The organism is Pantoea sp. V106_11 (assembly GCF_029967885.1).
Lineage (GTDB): Bacteria > Pseudomonadota > Gammaproteobacteria > Enterobacterales > Enterobacteriaceae > Pantoea > Pantoea ananatis.
Genome location: NZ_JASCAK010000021.1, coordinates 24,496 through 39,264, shown reverse-complemented (window position 1 = coordinate 39,264; position 14,769 = coordinate 24,496). Strand labels below are relative to the sequence as shown.

The 14,769-nt window shown below is 53.0% G+C and carries 14 protein-coding genes, 1 pseudogene and 1 other annotated feature; of the genes and pseudogenes, 11 read left to right on the top strand and 4 right to left on the bottom strand.

All coding sequences use genetic code 11. From position 1 onward, the window contains the following. Positions 1–22: 22 nt before the first annotated feature. On the bottom strand, positions 23–907 hold the full coding sequence (gene rluB, locus QLG08_RS04340; protein ID WP_014593812.1) for a 23S rRNA pseudouridine(2605) synthase RluB: 885 nt from the start codon (positions 905–907) through the stop codon (positions 23–25). Between the two features lie 1,163 nt (positions 908–2,070). Here rluB and QLG08_RS04335 point away from each other — a divergent pair. Continuing rightward, positions 2,071–2,712: a hypothetical protein gene (locus QLG08_RS04335; protein WP_014605735.1), complete on the top strand. Its 642-nt coding sequence runs from the start codon at positions 2,071–2,073 to the stop codon at positions 2,710–2,712. 5 nt (positions 2,713–2,717) lie between these two features. Here QLG08_RS04335 and QLG08_RS04330 read toward each other — a convergent pair whose 3' ends face one another. Then, positions 2,718–3,338, bottom strand: coding sequence for an L-threonylcarbamoyladenylate synthase (locus QLG08_RS04330; protein WP_110286783.1), 621 nt, complete (start codon positions 3,336–3,338; stop codon positions 2,718–2,720). Positions 3,339–3,347: 9 nt separating this feature from the next. Then, the gene (locus tag QLG08_RS04325) at positions 3,348–4,235 is read right to left on the bottom strand and encodes a PHP domain-containing protein (RefSeq protein ID WP_014605733.1); all 888 of its coding nucleotides are present in this window, start codon (positions 4,233–4,235) and stop codon (positions 3,348–3,350) included. 154 nt (positions 4,236–4,389) lie between these two features. Further along, positions 4,390–4,494: a sequence feature (Trp leader region), on the top strand. Between the two features lie 23 nt (positions 4,495–4,517). Between QLG08_RS04325 and QLG08_RS04320 the strand changes: the two genes are divergently transcribed. The 6 genes and pseudogenes from QLG08_RS04320 to QLG08_RS04295 all read left to right on the top strand — a co-directional run bounded on the left by QLG08_RS04320 (position 4,518) and on the right by QLG08_RS04295 (position 11,537). Beyond that, a complete protein-coding gene (locus tag QLG08_RS04320) occupies positions 4,518–6,080 on the top strand; it encodes an anthranilate synthase component 1 (RefSeq protein WP_078828704.1) in 1,563 nt (520 codons plus the stop codon). Next, positions 6,080–7,673, top strand: a pseudogene (trpD, locus tag QLG08_RS04315) (bifunctional anthranilate synthase glutamate amidotransferase component TrpG/anthranilate phosphoribosyltransferase TrpD). The gene QLG08_RS04320 and the pseudogene trpD overlap by 1 nt, the downstream one beginning before the upstream one ends. A gap of 2 nt (positions 7,674–7,675) precedes the next feature. Next, entirely contained in the window at positions 7,676–9,037 is a 1,362-nt protein-coding gene (gene trpCF / locus QLG08_RS04310; RefSeq protein WP_282472820.1) for a bifunctional indole-3-glycerol-phosphate synthase TrpC/phosphoribosylanthranilate isomerase TrpF, read from the top strand. A 47-nt stretch (positions 9,038–9,084) separates the two neighbouring features. Further along, a complete protein-coding gene (gene trpB, locus QLG08_RS04305) occupies positions 9,085–10,275 on the top strand; it encodes a tryptophan synthase subunit beta (protein WP_013025946.1) in 1,191 nt (396 codons plus the stop codon). Continuing rightward, the gene (gene trpA / locus QLG08_RS04300; RefSeq protein ID WP_014605730.1) at positions 10,275–11,078 is read left to right on the top strand and encodes a tryptophan synthase subunit alpha; all 804 of its coding nucleotides are present in this window, start codon (positions 10,275–10,277) and stop codon (positions 11,076–11,078) included. The genes trpB and trpA overlap by 1 nt, the downstream gene beginning before the upstream one ends. Before the next feature lie 144 nt (positions 11,079–11,222). Continuing rightward, positions 11,223–11,537, top strand: coding sequence for a BON domain-containing protein (locus QLG08_RS04295; protein WP_014605729.1), 315 nt, complete (start codon positions 11,223–11,225; stop codon positions 11,535–11,537). 47 nt (positions 11,538–11,584) lie between these two features. Here QLG08_RS04295 and ompW read toward each other — a convergent pair whose 3' ends face one another. Continuing rightward, positions 11,585–12,217 (bottom strand): outer membrane protein OmpW, encoded by a 633-nt coding sequence (ompW, locus tag QLG08_RS04290; RefSeq protein ID WP_014593818.1) that lies wholly within the window; start codon positions 12,215–12,217, stop codon positions 11,585–11,587. Between the two features lie 251 nt (positions 12,218–12,468). Here ompW and QLG08_RS04285 point away from each other — a divergent pair, with 251 nt between their 5' ends. Genes QLG08_RS04285 through yciA form a run of 4 tightly spaced genes read left to right on the top strand, consistent with a single transcriptional unit; the run spans position 12,469 to position 14,721 of the window. Then, complete coding sequence (locus QLG08_RS04285) at positions 12,469–12,885, top strand: YkgJ family cysteine cluster protein (RefSeq protein ID WP_015700210.1); 417 nt, start codon at positions 12,469–12,471, stop codon at positions 12,883–12,885. A gap of 27 nt (positions 12,886–12,912) precedes the next feature. After that, positions 12,913–13,647 (top strand): YciC family protein, encoded by a 735-nt coding sequence (locus QLG08_RS04280; RefSeq protein ID WP_013025951.1) that lies wholly within the window; start codon positions 12,913–12,915, stop codon positions 13,645–13,647. A 56-nt stretch (positions 13,648–13,703) separates the two neighbouring features. Next, a complete protein-coding gene (locus QLG08_RS04275) occupies positions 13,704–14,243 on the top strand; it encodes a septation protein A (RefSeq protein WP_014605727.1) in 540 nt (179 codons plus the stop codon). A 55-nt stretch (positions 14,244–14,298) separates the two neighbouring features. Continuing rightward, positions 14,299–14,721: an acyl-CoA thioester hydrolase YciA gene (yciA, locus tag QLG08_RS04270; RefSeq protein ID WP_013025953.1), complete on the top strand. Its 423-nt coding sequence runs from the start codon at positions 14,299–14,301 to the stop codon at positions 14,719–14,721. Positions 14,722–14,769: the final 48 nt, after the last annotated feature.

The following is a 14,769-nucleotide window of genomic DNA, read 5'->3' as shown; positions in this document are numbered from 1 at the left end:
GGCGCTTCAGCTCAGCCTGATATCAGGTCGCGTTGCGTTTGCTGCCCGGATTACGACGCGCAGGTCTGCCACTGGTCTGGCTGTGGCGTTTAACGGCACGACGGATCTGGTTGGCTTTGGTGCGGCGGCGATCTTTTTCGACAGCCAGCTTGGTGACGGTCTCATCGTCCATTCCCACCATATTGCGCAGATAGTTAACAGCAGGGAGATCAAGCTCCATCCAGCCACCGCGTGGTACGCCTTTTGGCAACGTGATATCGCCATAGCGAACACGCATCAGTCGACTCACCTGAACGCCCACCGCTTCCCACAAACGACGAACCTCCCGGTTGCGTCCTTCGGTCAGGGTTACGTTATACCACTGGTTAATCCCTTCCCCCCCGGCAAAGCGCAGTGTTTTAAATGCCGCGGGGCCATCTTCAAGCTGCACACCTTTACTGAGCTGACGAATTTTGTCGTCATCAACCTGACCAAACACGCGCACCGCATATTCACGTTCAACTTCACGGCTGGGGTGCATCAGGCGGTTAGCCAGTTCACCATCCGTTGTGAACAGCATCAATCCACAGGTATTGACGTCAAGGCGGCCCACGGCGATCCAGCGCGAACCGCGCAGGCGCGGCAGTCGGTCAAAGACTGTAGGGCGCCCTTCCGGATCGCTGCGGGTACAAAGTTCACCTTCAGGTTTGTAATAGGCGAGAACACGGCAGACTTCTGTTGCTGATTCAGCAATCGACACCAGATGACCGTCAATACGGATCTTCAGGGCTTTGCTGTTTTCGATACGATCGCCGAGAGTGGCCAGCTTGCCGTCAACGCTCACGCGCCCGGCAGCAATCATCGCTTCAATTTCACGACGCGAGCCATGACCGGCACGCGCTAAGACTTTTTGTAACTTTTCGCTCATGGAGCTACCTCATTGTCGCCTTCCCAGGCGTCGGATGGATTAGGAATTTAACCTTAAAAATCAATGGTTTATATTTTCCTGTTGGCCCCATTATACAGGATGTCCCTCTTAATGTAACCCGTATTATGGCATTGCCCTGATGCGCGCCGCAGGTAAGTAAAAATCAGCATGAAAACAGATGAAACCAACCGTTCATCTGTTACGCCTCAACGCGGCTGAAGGCAAGGTAAGCGAAGCCTGTCCTTTATTATAATAATGAAAACGTCGTCTTTGAAGCCGGGCTCGCGCCACACCTTGTCTGCATAATTATCAGAAAGGCGCCTCCTCAGATCCTCAGCATACTGTCGTCTGGATTCACGGCTGTCCGCGCTCTTTTCTGTAACAGGTTCCCGGCAGAGATTTATTTGTCCTCAACGCAAAATGTAACGCTTTGTTACTTAATTTTATCTAATGTTTCTCAGATGAGCGACTATAAAACTTCACGCGTCATCTGTTTTTAAAAATGGCTATAAAACAGATTTGTATTTAATGATTTCTGTACTATAGATTTACCGTCAAACAATTTAAGCAGATCGCTAACGGCTTCTGCGGTGACAACAAAAGTTCCATGAGGAAGGTTATTTAGCGCACCCCATTTAATTTGAGTTAAATAAAAATCGGGCAAAATTTCACTTAACTCAAATAACCGCGTGGCCATTAAGCCTGTACAGGAATGCGCGAAATCCAACCCTTTCTCGCCGGACAGCTGCGTTTTTTACCTTGTAAAACAACAGCAATTGCATGACAAAGCTATACAAAGATAAAAAAATTGTACAATTTTAATTATTGTCCGATAATACCCTTGTGTTGACCTCATTGGGTTGGCCTGCTGCTCATGTAGTCGTTCTGTCAATAAAGCAAAAGTTAATTAAAAAAATTGGGCTAATACGAATTTTAGCCGATAACCCTTATACGACCTTTCTGGCCGTCTAATTCTGAGAACCTTACAGGCTTCGGTATCTTTATCGCAGCAGTATGAAACGACAGCTAACTGGTTGTTATTGAATATTTATAAACCGGCGCATCAGGAATATTGCGTTAATACGGCTCACGATGAGCTTTAATTTGCATGTCTTGAATCTTCACCAGGGATTTTACTGACATGCTCACCTGAAGACATCATTATGCAAAAACAGTTTTTATGCCTGGCGCTTATGACGCTGGCGCTAAGCGGTTGTTCTGTGGGTCACACTGAGTACAGCCGTACGGCAATGCAACACGTGGATATGAGTGTGACAGGCATCCCTACCATTCTCGGTTTAGGGACGCTGGGCACCAGCATTCCTCTGACGCCTGACTACAGCCTGACTGCCGCGCACGTGGCTAAATTTGCCGTGCAGCGCGTGAAGTCCTACCACCCTTATTGCGACCTTGCGATTATTTATCACAAGAATCCCCCTAATACGCTGACCCAGTTCCGCAGCACCGATATTGGTGATGCGGTGAAAATGTACGGATACAGCTATATCTCCGCCATGCCGGTGGAGTCGAAAGGGGTAAACCTGGCGCGCACAGCCATTCGTAATACCTGGAATAAAAGCCCTTGTATCGCGATGGCGTCTAACGCCGGTGTGGTTCAGGGCATGTCCGGCGGCGGTGTTTACAACAGTGATGATACGCTGGGCGGGGTTATCGTAGGTTATTCAGATGCCATTAAAAATGGCCGCAGCGGAAAAGTGATTTTAAAAGACGTGTCACTGTATATCCCTTACGGCCAGTTTAAAAACTGGTTACAGGCGACCCTTCCGGCCACCCGTAAAACCTGAGTGTATTACAGAAAAGGCGTAACATCCCCCACACCTTCACGGACGACTTCAGGTGCATCGCTGGTCAGATCGATGACGGTGGTGGGCTGCTGTCCTAGCGTGCCACCGTCAATAATCAAATCGACCAGTTTGCCAATGCTGTGTTGAATATCTTCAGGATCGGATTCAGTAAAGTCATTACCCGGCAGAATTAACGAGGTGGACATCATTGGCTCGTTTAGCGTCTCAAGCAGCGCAAGCGCGACCGGATTTGAAGGTACGCGTAATCCAATCGTTTTACGCTTATCATTCATCAGACGACGCGGCACCTCTTTGGTCGCCTTGAGAATAAAGGTGTAATTACCTGGCGTGTTATTTTTAAGCAGCCGGAAGGCGCTATTACCGACCTGAGAATAGACTGACAGCTCAGATAAATCACGGCACATCAGGGTGAAGTTGTGATGGCCGTCCAACTGACGGATGCGGCAAATTCGCTCCATCGCCCCTTTCTCTTCCAGCCGACACCCCAGGGCATAACCCGAATCCGTCGGGTAGACAATAACGCCACCTTTATTCAGGTACTCTACCGCCTGATTAATCAGGCGCGGTTGCGGATTATCTGGATGAATATGAAACAGTTGACTCATAGAAACCTCTTATCCCCTTTCCGTACATTCGACTGCGGGTGCCAGCGCGGGAAAACGTTCCCACACCGGTTCAACCCCCGCGGGCAGCCACAATTTGCGGCCAAGTTCGATCCACGGGCAGGGTTGATGAAAATCAGAACCTTGCGATGCTGCCAGGCTGTTATCTCGGGCGTATTGCGCTAACGTCGTTCGCTCATCAGGTGCCTGCTGGCACTGCGCCACTTCGATAGCATCCCCCCCCGCGGCGCTAAAAAACGCGACCAGGCGCTTTAGCCATTTTGCCGATAATCCATACCGTCCCGGATGTGCCAGCACGGCACATCCACCAGAATGGTGAATAGCATCAATAGCTTGATTAATTGTACACCATAGGGGCGGGACGTAGCCGGTTTTGCCTCGTGCCAGATAATTTTTAAACACCTGGGCCATATTGTTGGCCTTTCCCACCTCAACCAGGTAGCGGGCAAAATGGCCACGCGTAATCATTCCGCCATCAGCCAAACGCATAGCCCCAGCCAGCGCATCCGGGATCTGGGCCTTTTCAAGCCGTTCAGCAATGCGATGTGCGCGTTCCAGCCGCGTCGCATACTGACCGGCAAGGAACTGAGTCATGACCGGATGCTGAATATCAATATTGAGGCCGACGATATGAATCTCATGGTTTTCCCACAGCGTGGAAATTTCAACACCGGCTAAAACGCTAATGGGCAGTTGCTGATCCCGTACGGTCTGCTGCGCCTCGGTCACGCCCGCAACGGTGTCGTGATCGGTAATGGCCAGCACCCCGACGCGCATGTCGACCGCGCGCTCAACCAGCGCCTGCGGCGACAGTAATCCGTCTGAAGCCCGTGTGTGACTATGAAGATCGTAAAGCGGAAAACGGGCGATATCGCTCAAAACAACTCCTGCTGGCTACTGCTCGGGTCAGCATAATAACGATTTTATCGGTCACTGAAAAAGTGTATTGACATTTTTGTCGCGAACCAGTTAACTAGTACACAAGTTCACCGCAAACGGGTATTTGATCATGAAAACTGTTATTACGCTTTTGATGGGTTGGTGGCGCAATGTTTCCCAGTACGGGCGACGTTGTCGTGCACACCTAGCGTAAACACTGTGCAGATACCTGAGCCCGCCACCGAGCGGGCTTTTTTTTGGACGATATTCAGAGAAATCATCATGCTCAATGCAAAACCTACAGTGAAGTTAATTACCGGCAGCGCGCCCTATCGGGAAGATCCTGCCGCGGTGTTTCACCAGTTATGCGGTGCGCGTCCGGCCACCCTGTTACTCGAATCGGCGGACATTGACAGCAAAGAAAACTTACAAAGCCTGATGATTGTCGACAGCGCCCTGCGCATTAGCGCGTTGGGCAATCGCGTCACCTTTCAGGCGCTGTCTGACAATGGTCGGGCACTGCTGCCGCTGCTGGATGACGCGTTACCCTCTGACATTCTGAATGAACCGCGTCCTGACGGCCGTGTTCTGACCTTTCCTGCGCCTCAGGATCAGCAGGATGAAGATTCCCGCTTGCGCGCCCTGTCGGTATTTGATGCCCTGCGTCTGATCCCGCAGTTGGTGAATTCACCCAGTGAAGAGCGTGAAGCCGTGTTTGTTGGCGGGCTGTTCGCCTATGACCTGGTTGCAGGCTTCGAAGATTTACCCGAGCTCAGCAGCGAGCAACGTTGCCCCGACTACTGCTTCTATCTGGCGGAAACGCTACTGGTGCTGGATCACCAGGCGCGCAGCGCACGCCTGCAGGCCAGTCTGTTCAGCGCTTCCACCTCTGAATTTCAGCGTCTGCAGCGCCGTATTGAGCAACTGCATGGGCAGATGTTACAGGCTGCGCCGGTATTGCCGGTTCAGCCTGTCGAAACCATGACGCTGACCACCAGCCAGAGTGATGATGAGTATTGTGAGGTGGTGCGCAAAATGCAGGAAGCCATTCGCGTTGGCGAAATCTTCCAGGTTGTGCCCTCACGCCGCTTTTCGCTGCCCTGCCCATCTGCGCTGGCGGCTTACGACACGCTGAAACGCAGTAATCCAAGTCCTTATATGTTCTTTATGCAGGACCAGGACTTTTCACTGTTTGGTGCCTCGCCTGAAAGTTCGCTGAAGTACGATGCCGCTTCACGTCAGATTGAAATTTACCCCATAGCCGGTACGCGTCCACGTGGTCGTCACGCCGACGGCTCCCTGGATCGCGATCTCGACAGCCGTATTGAGCTGGAAATGCGCACGGACCACAAAGAGCTGGCAGAGCACCTGATGCTGGTCGATCTGGCGCGCAATGACTTAGCCCGTATCTGTCGCCCCGGCAGCCGCTATGTTGCCGATCTGACCAAAGTGGACCGCTACTCTTTTGTTATGCATCTGGTCTCACGCGTCGTCGGCACGCTGCGCGATGATCTTGATGTGCTGCATGCCTATCGCGCCTGCATGAACATGGGCACCCTTAGTGGTGCGCCAAAAGTCAGAGCGATGCAGTTGATTGCCGAAGCTGAGGGCACCCGTCGCGGCATCTACGGCGGCGCAGTAGGCTATTTCACCGCTAACGGTGATTTAGACACCTGCATCGTGATCCGCTCAGCCTATGTGGAAGACGGCGTGGCAACGGTGCAGGCCGGGGCCGGTGTGGTACTGGATTCGAACCCGCAGGCCGAAGCGGACGAAAGCCGTAATAAAGCCCGCGCGGTGTTGCGCGCAATTGCCACTGCTCATCACTGCAAGGAGATTTTCTGATGGCTGACATCCTGCTGCTGGACAACATCGACTCTTTTACCTACAACCTCGTCGATCAGCTGCGCACCTTCGGGCATAACGTGGTGGTTTATCGCAATACGATGCCGGCGTCGCTGTTGCTCGACCGACTGCACAGCATGAATAATCCGGTGCTGATGCTCTCTCCCGGACCTGGCGCACCGAAAGATGCGGGCTGTATGCCAGCGTTGCTGCGCGAGGTTCGCGGAAAGCTGCCGGTTATTGGTATCTGCCTTGGGCATCAGGCAATCGTGGAAACCTACGGCGGCCACGTCGGCCAGGCGGGCGAAATTCTGCATGGTAAAGCCTCTGCCATCAGTCATGACGGTGAAGCGATGTTTGCCGGGCTCAGCAATCCTCTTCCCGTTGCCCGTTATCACTCACTGGTTGGCAGTAATACACCCGACGAGTTAACGGTGAATGCCAGCTACAACGGCATGGTGATGGCGGTCCGTCACGAGAAAGATCGCGTTTGCGGGTTCCAGTTTCACCCGGAATCCATTTTAACCACGCAGGGCGCACGTCTGCTTGAACAGACGCTGGCCTGGGCGCTGGCGAAGTAACAGGGAGCAAGGTATGAACACGATTCTGGAAAAACTTTACCAGTCGCACATCCTGACGCAAGACGAGAGTCATCAGTTGTTTAGCGCCATCATCACCGGTCAGCTTGAACCTACTCAGCTGGCCGCCGCGCTGATTGCTATGAAGGTGCGTGGCGAAAACCCCGAGGAGATTGCCGGGGCGGCCTGTGCCTTACTGGAAGATGCTAAACCCTTTCCTCGCCCGGATTATGCCTTTGCCGATATTGTCGGCACCGGTGGCGATGGCAGTAACAGCATTAACATTTCCACCGCCAGCGCGTTTGTCGCAGCAACCTGCGGCCTGAAGGTGGCGAAACACGGAAATCGCAGCGTATCCAGCAAATCAGGTTCTTCCGATCTGCTGGCGGCGTTCGGCATCGATCTTGATATGCCTGCGGCGCGGGCACGCAAAGCGCTGGACGATCTTAATGTCTGCTTCCTGTTTGCCCCCCAGTACCATACGGGCTTTCGTCATGCCATGCCGGTGCGCCAACAGCTGAAAACCCGCACGCTGTTTAACGTGCTGGGGCCACTGATTAATCCTGCACGTCCCCCGCTGGCCGTGATTGGGGTTTACAGCCCCGAGCTGGTGTTGCCCATCGCGCAGACGCTAAAAGTTCTGGGTTACCAGCGCGCGGCAGTGGTACACGGGGGCGGCATGGATGAGGTGGCCCTTCACGATGTCACCCATGTAGCGGAGCTGCGTGAAGGTGAGATTACCCGCTATCAGCTGGCGCCAGAGGATTTCGGCTTTGGCTTCCATCCTAAAGAGGCGCTGGCCGGCGGCACGCCCGAAGAAAACCGTGACATTCTGACACGTTTACTCCAGGGTAATGGCGAGCAGGCCCACGCGGAGGCGGTTGCCGTCAACGTGGCGATGCTGCTCAAAGTGTTTGGTAATGAAGATCTCCGTGAAAATGCACAGCGTGCGCTCAATGCCATCCGTAGCGGTCAGGCTTATGAGCGCGTGGTGGCTCTGGCAGCAAGAGGATAATCATGCAGGGTACAGTGTTAGATAAAATCGTGAAAGACAAAGCCGTTTGGGTTGAGGCGCGTAAGCAGCAGCAACCTCTGGAGAGTTTCCAGCAGCGAGTGGCGCTTTCCAGCCGTAGTTTTTATGACGCACTGCAGGGCACCCGCACTGCCTTTATTCTGGAATGCAAAAAAGCCTCTCCATCCAAAGGGCTTATTCGTGATGATTTTGATCCTGAGATGATAGCCGGGGTTTATCGCCACTATGCCTCTGCCGTTTCCGTATTAACGGACGAGAAATACTTTCAGGGTGACTTCGCCTTTTTGCCCGACGTCAGCGCGGCCATTACGCAGCCGGTCCTGTGCAAAGATTTTATTATCGATCCGTATCAAATTTACCTGGCGCGTTACTACCAGGCGGATGCCATCCTGCTGATGCTCTCTGTGGTTGACGACGAGCAGTATCGCCAGCTGGCCGCCATTGCGCACAGCCTGCAGATGGGCGTCCTGACTGAAGTCAGTAACGAGCAGGAGCTGGAACGCGCGATTGCGCTGGAAGCCAAAGTGGTCGGCATCAACAACCGTGACTTACGCGATCTCTCCATCGACCTTAACCGGACCCGTGAACTGGCCCCGCGCCTGGGCCCTGGCGTCACCGTGATCAGCGAGTCGGGCATCAACAACTATCGGGATGTCCGCGAGTTAAGCCATTTTGCGAATGGTTTCCTCATCGGCTCTGCGCTAATGGAAGAAGAGGATCTTCATGCCGCCGTGCGCCGCGTCACCCTGGGCAGCAATAAAGTCTGCGGTCTGACCCGTCCTGAGGACGCCTGCGCGGCCTGCGAGGCAGGTGCCATTTTTGGTGGTTTGATCTTTGTTGAAGGTTCACCGCGTCAGGTTGATACCGAGCGTGCACGCGCGGTCATGGCTGGCGCACCGCTAAAGTATGTTGGCGTGTTCCGTGATGCCGCTATAAGTGACATTGTCACAAAAACAGAGGCGTTACAGCTGAGTGCCGTGCAACTGCATGGCGATGAAGACCCGGCCTATGTGGCTGAGCTTTATCAGGCGCTGCCAGAAAACGTGCAAATCTGGAAAGCGCTCAGCATCCAGACGGCCCTGCCCGAACGTCGCTGGCCCCATGTTGACCGCTATGTCTTCGATAACGGCAACGGTGGCTCGGGCCAGACATTTGACTGGTCGCTGCTAAAAGGACAGGACCTGAAGAATGTTCTGCTGGCAGGAGGACTGAGCGCTGACAACTGCGTCGAAGCCGCTCAGTTAGGCTGTGCAGGGCTGGATTTCAATTCGGGCGTGGAAAGCGAGCCGGGTATTAAAGACGCCAGCAAAATTGCCTCGGTATTCCGGACGCTTCGCGCCTACTGATTGACCTGGCCCGTGTGTTGACGGGCCAAAAAAAAGGATAGCAAAACATGACCTTACTTAATCCCTATTTTGGCGACTTCGGCGGCATGTATGTGCCGCAGATTTTGATGCCGGCCTTGAAACAGCTAGAAGAAGCTTTTGTCAGCGCGCAAAAAGATCCGGAATTCCAGGCTGAATTTACCGATCTGCTGAAAAATTATGCTGGCCGCCCCACAGCCTTAACCCTGTGCAGTAATCTGACCAAAGGGTCGAAAACCCGCCTGTACTTAAAGCGCGAAGACCTGTTGCACGGCGGCGCGCACAAGACCAACCAGGTGTTAGGGCAGGCTCTGCTGGCTAAGCGCATGGGCAAAAACGAAATCATTGCCGAAACCGGTGCAGGCCAGCATGGCGTCGCCTCTGCCCTTGCCTGCGCGCTGCTGGGCATGAAATGTCGCATCTATATGGGCGCCAAAGACGTAGAGCGGCAGTCGCCGAACGTCTTTCGTATGCGCCTGATGGGCGCCGAGGTCATCCCGGTGCACAGCGGCTCTGCCACGCTGAAAGATGCCTGCAACGAAGCGCTGCGCGACTGGTCAGGCAGTTATGAAACCGCTCACTATATGCTGGGCACTGCGGCGGGTCCGCACCCGTTCCCGACGATTGTGCGTGAGTTTCAGCGCATGATTGGTGAAGAGACCAAAAAGCAGATTCTGGAAAAGGAAGGTCGCCTGCCGGATGCCGTGATCGCCTGCGTCGGCGGGGGCTCCAATGCCATCGGTATGTTTGCCGACTTTATCGACGAAGAGAAGGTGAAGCTGATTGGTGTTGAACCGGCCGGACACGGGATTGAAACCGGCGAACACGGTGCACCACTGAAGCACGGCCGCGTCGGCATTTACTTCGGTATGAAAGCCCCGATGATGCAGACTGACGAAGGGCAGATTGAAGAGTCATACTCAATTTCAGCCGGACTCGACTTTCCTTCCGTCGGTCCTCAGCACGCTCACCTCAACAGTATTGGTCGGGCTGACTATGTTTCGGTAACCGACAATGAAGCGCTTGCTGCCTTTAAAACGCTGTGCCGCGCCGAAGGTATCATTCCTGCCCTGGAGTCGGCGCACGCGCTGGCCCACGCGCTGAGAATGATTAAGGCAGAACCCGAGAAAGAGCAGTTGATTGTCGTCAACCTTTCGGGTCGCGGTGATAAAGATATCTTCACCGTCCACGATATTCTGACTGCGCAGGGAGAAATCTGATGGAACGTTACGATCGACTGTTTTCACGTCTGGCAGAGAAGAAAGAAGGCGTGTTTGTGCCTTACATTACTCTGGGAGATCCTTCTCCAGACCTATCACTACGCATTATTGATGCCCTTGTTGAAGGTGGCGCTGATGCTCTTGAGCTCGGTATTCCCTTCTCTGACCCGCTCGCTGACGGACCAACTATTCAGGGCGCAGGCCTTCGCGCCTTTGCCGCTGGCACCACCACAACACAATGCTTTGAGATAATTGCAAGCGTACGCCAGAAATACCCTGAACTGCCGATTGGCTTGCTGATGTATGCGAATTTAGTCTTTAACAATGGCATCGAAGAGTTTTATACACGCTGTGAACAAGCAGGGGTTGATTCCGTATTAATTGGTGATGTTCCCGTAGAAGAGTCTGCCCCATTCCGCCAGGCTGCCATGCGCCACAACATCGCCCCTATTTTCTTCTGCCCGCCAAATGCAGATGATGAACTTCTGAGACAAATATCTTCACATGGTCGTGGGTACATTTATGTGCTTTCACGAGCTGGCATTACCGGTGCTGAAAATCGCGCCAACCTGCCTCTAAAGCATTTGATCGATAAAATGCGTGAGTACAATGCGCCGCCATCCTTACAAGGTTTTGGCATCTCCGAACCTTCTCAGGTGAAAGAAGTCATTGATGCAGGCGTGGCTGGGGCGATTTCAGGTTCTGCCGTAGTAAAAATTATCGAGAAAAACCTGGCTCAGCCCGAAGTGATGCTGAATGAATTAAAAGACTTTGTCTCAAGAATGAAAGCCGCCACCCGCTAATTCCCCACATGCCTTACCGCCCGGTAAGGCATGATTTCCCTGTTTTTTTTCATTCCCGGTTTGCTAATTTCGGATTTTCTGCACCACAATTAACAGGCGCCGTTATGGTAACGTCGCATCCAATTTGTGACAGGGAGAGAAGCAATGAAATGGTTTAAAGTGCTGGCAAGTGCCATGGTCGCGGCTGTTGTTGCATTAACACTGAGCGCCTGTGCGCCAACGCCAACTAAAGAAGGCACCGGCGGTTACATTGATGACACCGTCATCACCACGAAAGTAAAAGCAGAACTGTTAAAAGATGAGTCGCTGAAATCGACTGAAATCAACGTTGAAACCTTTAAGGGTAAAGTGCAGCTCAGCGGTTTTGTCAGCTCGCCGCAGATGGCTAACCATGCCGTACAGGTTACCCGCAGCGTGGCAGGCGTAAGATCCGTCGTTAATAACATGCAAATTAAATAACGTCGGTTAAAAAATCTAGGGCCACGTTGACGTGGCCCTTTTTTTTATCAGAAACGGTAACCTGCGCCAAAGAAGAACACCCAAGGATCCACGCGCATATGGATATTCTGCTGCTGATCGCCCGCTTTGAATTTCACCTGCGTATCAATATCCATGTACCACAGGGAAGCGTTCAGCATCCAGTCGCGGTTGATCTGGTAATCCAGCCCCACCTGCCCGGCAACGCCCCACGAATCCTTCAGGCTGAGATCGCTCAAGCCCGCATCCCGTCCGGTCTGGTTAAAATCGGCATCATAGAAGGTGGTGTAGTTAACGCCGATGCCCACATAGGGACGCACCTGACTCTGGCTGTCAAAAAAGTAGTACTGTGCCATCAGCGTGGGCGGCAGCTGACGTACCGTCGCCAGGGTGCCGGTTGGGCCCAGCCCGACTTTATGACGAAACGGCGTGGCGGCCAGAAGCTCAACCCCGATATTATCAGTGGCCATATAGGTAAAGGTTAAGCCCAGCTGAGTGTCGTTGCTTGCGCTAAACGGCCCCATTCCCAGCACATTGTCTGAGCCTTCGGTGGGTCGGACTGTGGCACTTCCTGCACGGACAAAGAAATCGCCCGCCTGGTGAGCCAACGCAAATTGCGGTAATGCAAGCGCCAGCAGCATGGCGCATTTAGCCAGTTTCATATTCACTCCTGTGAGAAATTGAATGCCTGCACTGAATCATTTTTTTGTCCGCACAGATTTAGCGCGATTCATTGTCAATTGCATCTAAATCAACCCGGAAAAATGATTTAAAAAACAATGAATTGATTCAAATCAATTTTGCGTGCTCTGGTGGCCGCTAAATATCCCTTGCCGAAACCGTAACGCCGCATTACTTTGCTGATCTCCCCGGACTGTTTTGCTTCGATGCCTCAGAGGTGGCGGGCGATCAAATGAGCGATACTCTCAACCCTTGTATTAGCTGTGGTGCCTGTTGTGCCCACTTTCGCGTCTCTTTTTACTGGGCAGAAGCCGATGACGCCGGGGGGCTGGTGCCCACGGAATTAACGGAGCCCCTGAGTCTGTTAATGCGGAATATGCGCGGCACGAACGATCGCACACCGCGCTGTGTCGCGCTCAAGGGCGATATTGGCGGCTGTGTTTCGTGCAGTATCTATGAAAACCGGCCTTCGCCCTGCCGTGAGTTTGAGATGTCTGGAGAACAGGGGGTTTGGAACGAAGGCTGCGACCGGGCCAGAGCGCGCTTTGGCCTTCCCGCACTTTTTCACCCATCTTTACCTGATATGACAGAAAGTTATCGGGTTGCGGGTGCCAGCGAGCCGTCAGAACATGTACAATCGCCGGGTTAATTAACCCGGTTCTTTCAAGGAGAGTACATGTCTATCACGGCAAGCTCGTTATACCGTGACACTGGAAATTTTTTTCGTCATCAATTGTTCACCCTGGTGCTGATGTCGCTGCTGACCGCGTTTGTCACGGTCATGCTGTTACACGTTCTGACGCCCGGTGACGATCAAATGGCGATATTGCAGCAAGGCGAAATTAGCAGTACCTCGCTGTTCGATATGGTGCAGAGCATGTCACCCGAACAGCAACAGGTGCTGCTGCGCGCTTCTGCAGCGGGAACGTTTGCGGGGCTGGTGGGGAATACGCTGCTGTTGGGCGGTATGCTGTGCCTGATTCCGTTGGTTTCGTCAGGCCAACGCGTAAGTGCGCTGCGAGCGATTGGCGCCTCTGCACCCTTGCTGCCAAAGCTACTGCTGCTGACGTTTCTCGTTACCCTGGTGGCGCAGCTGGGCTTTATGGTACTGGTGGTTCCGGGCGTATTGCTGACCATTGTGCTGTCGCTGTCGCCAATCATTCTGGCGAGTGAAAAACTCGGCGTTATCGCCGCAATGCGCGCCAGCATGCGAATGGCCTGGAAAAACGTGAAGCTGATTGCCCCTGCCATTATCGTATGGTTACTGGCTAAGCTCGCCGTGATGTTTTTCTTTACCTCATTAACCCTGTTGCCCATGAATGTTTCAACGGTGATTTTCACCGCCATCGGTAACCTGGTTTCGACCCTGTTGGTGATTTATTTGTACCGGCTTTATATGCTGTTACGTTGATTGTCCGTGCGCCTTCCGGCGCACTGGCAGGCCATGCAGCCTTAACTGGAATGACTATGAAGCAGCTACTCGACTTTCTCCCCCTTGTTGTTTTCTTTATTTTTTATAAGTTGTACGACATTTTTGTGGCGTCGGGCGCGCTGGTTGTCGCGACCGGACTGGCGCTGGTTGCGAGCTGGGTGCTGTATCGCAAGCTTGAGAAAATGACGATTTTCACCTTCGTTCTGGTGGCCGTCTTCGGCACGCTGACGCTGGTTTTCCATAATGATGAATTTATTAAGTGGAAAGTCACCGTCATCTATACCCTGTTTGCGCTGGCGTTACTGTTCAGCCAGTGGTTCATGAAACAGCCGTTAATACAGACCATGCTGGGTAAAGAGCTGGAACTGCCTGACCACGTCTGGCGAAATCTCAACATCGCCTGGGCGCTGTTTTTCTTGATTTGTGGTCTGGCAAACATATATGTTGCGTTTTGGTTACCTCAGTCAGTCTGGGTTAACTTCAAAGTGTTTGGACTGACCGGCCTTACGCTGCTGTTTACGCTGCTGAGCGGCGTCTATATCTGGCGTAAGATGCCGCAACAAGAACAAAAATAAACCTGTTGTCCGCTCAGGCGGGCAACGTCTCTCTCAGACTTAAGAAACCAGAGCAATGGACGATAAACATAAATTGCCCAAGGGCGAAATGGTGATGCGCACCCTGGCGATGCCAGCGGATACAAATGCTAACGGCGATATCTTCGGTGGCTGGTTAATGTCACAAATGGATATGGGTGGCGCGATCCAGGCTAAAGAGATTGCTGAAGGCCGCGTCGTCACCGTACGCGTTGATGGTATGACCTTCTTAAAACCCGTCGCAGTGGGCGATGTCGTCAGTTGCTATGCGCACTGTATCCGGACCGGCAACAGCTCGATGACGATTAACGTTCAGGTATGGATCAAGAAGGTGTCATCTGAACCTATCGGGCAGACATATTGTGCTACCGAAGCCGTGTTTATTTACGTCGCGGTGGACAACGAGGGGCATCCTCGCCAACTGCCAGCAGGACGGGATAACCAGTCCTACCCTGCCTGATAACAGGTTTTCGGTGCTGAATCTGCCCTGCAGATAATTCCCTGTTGC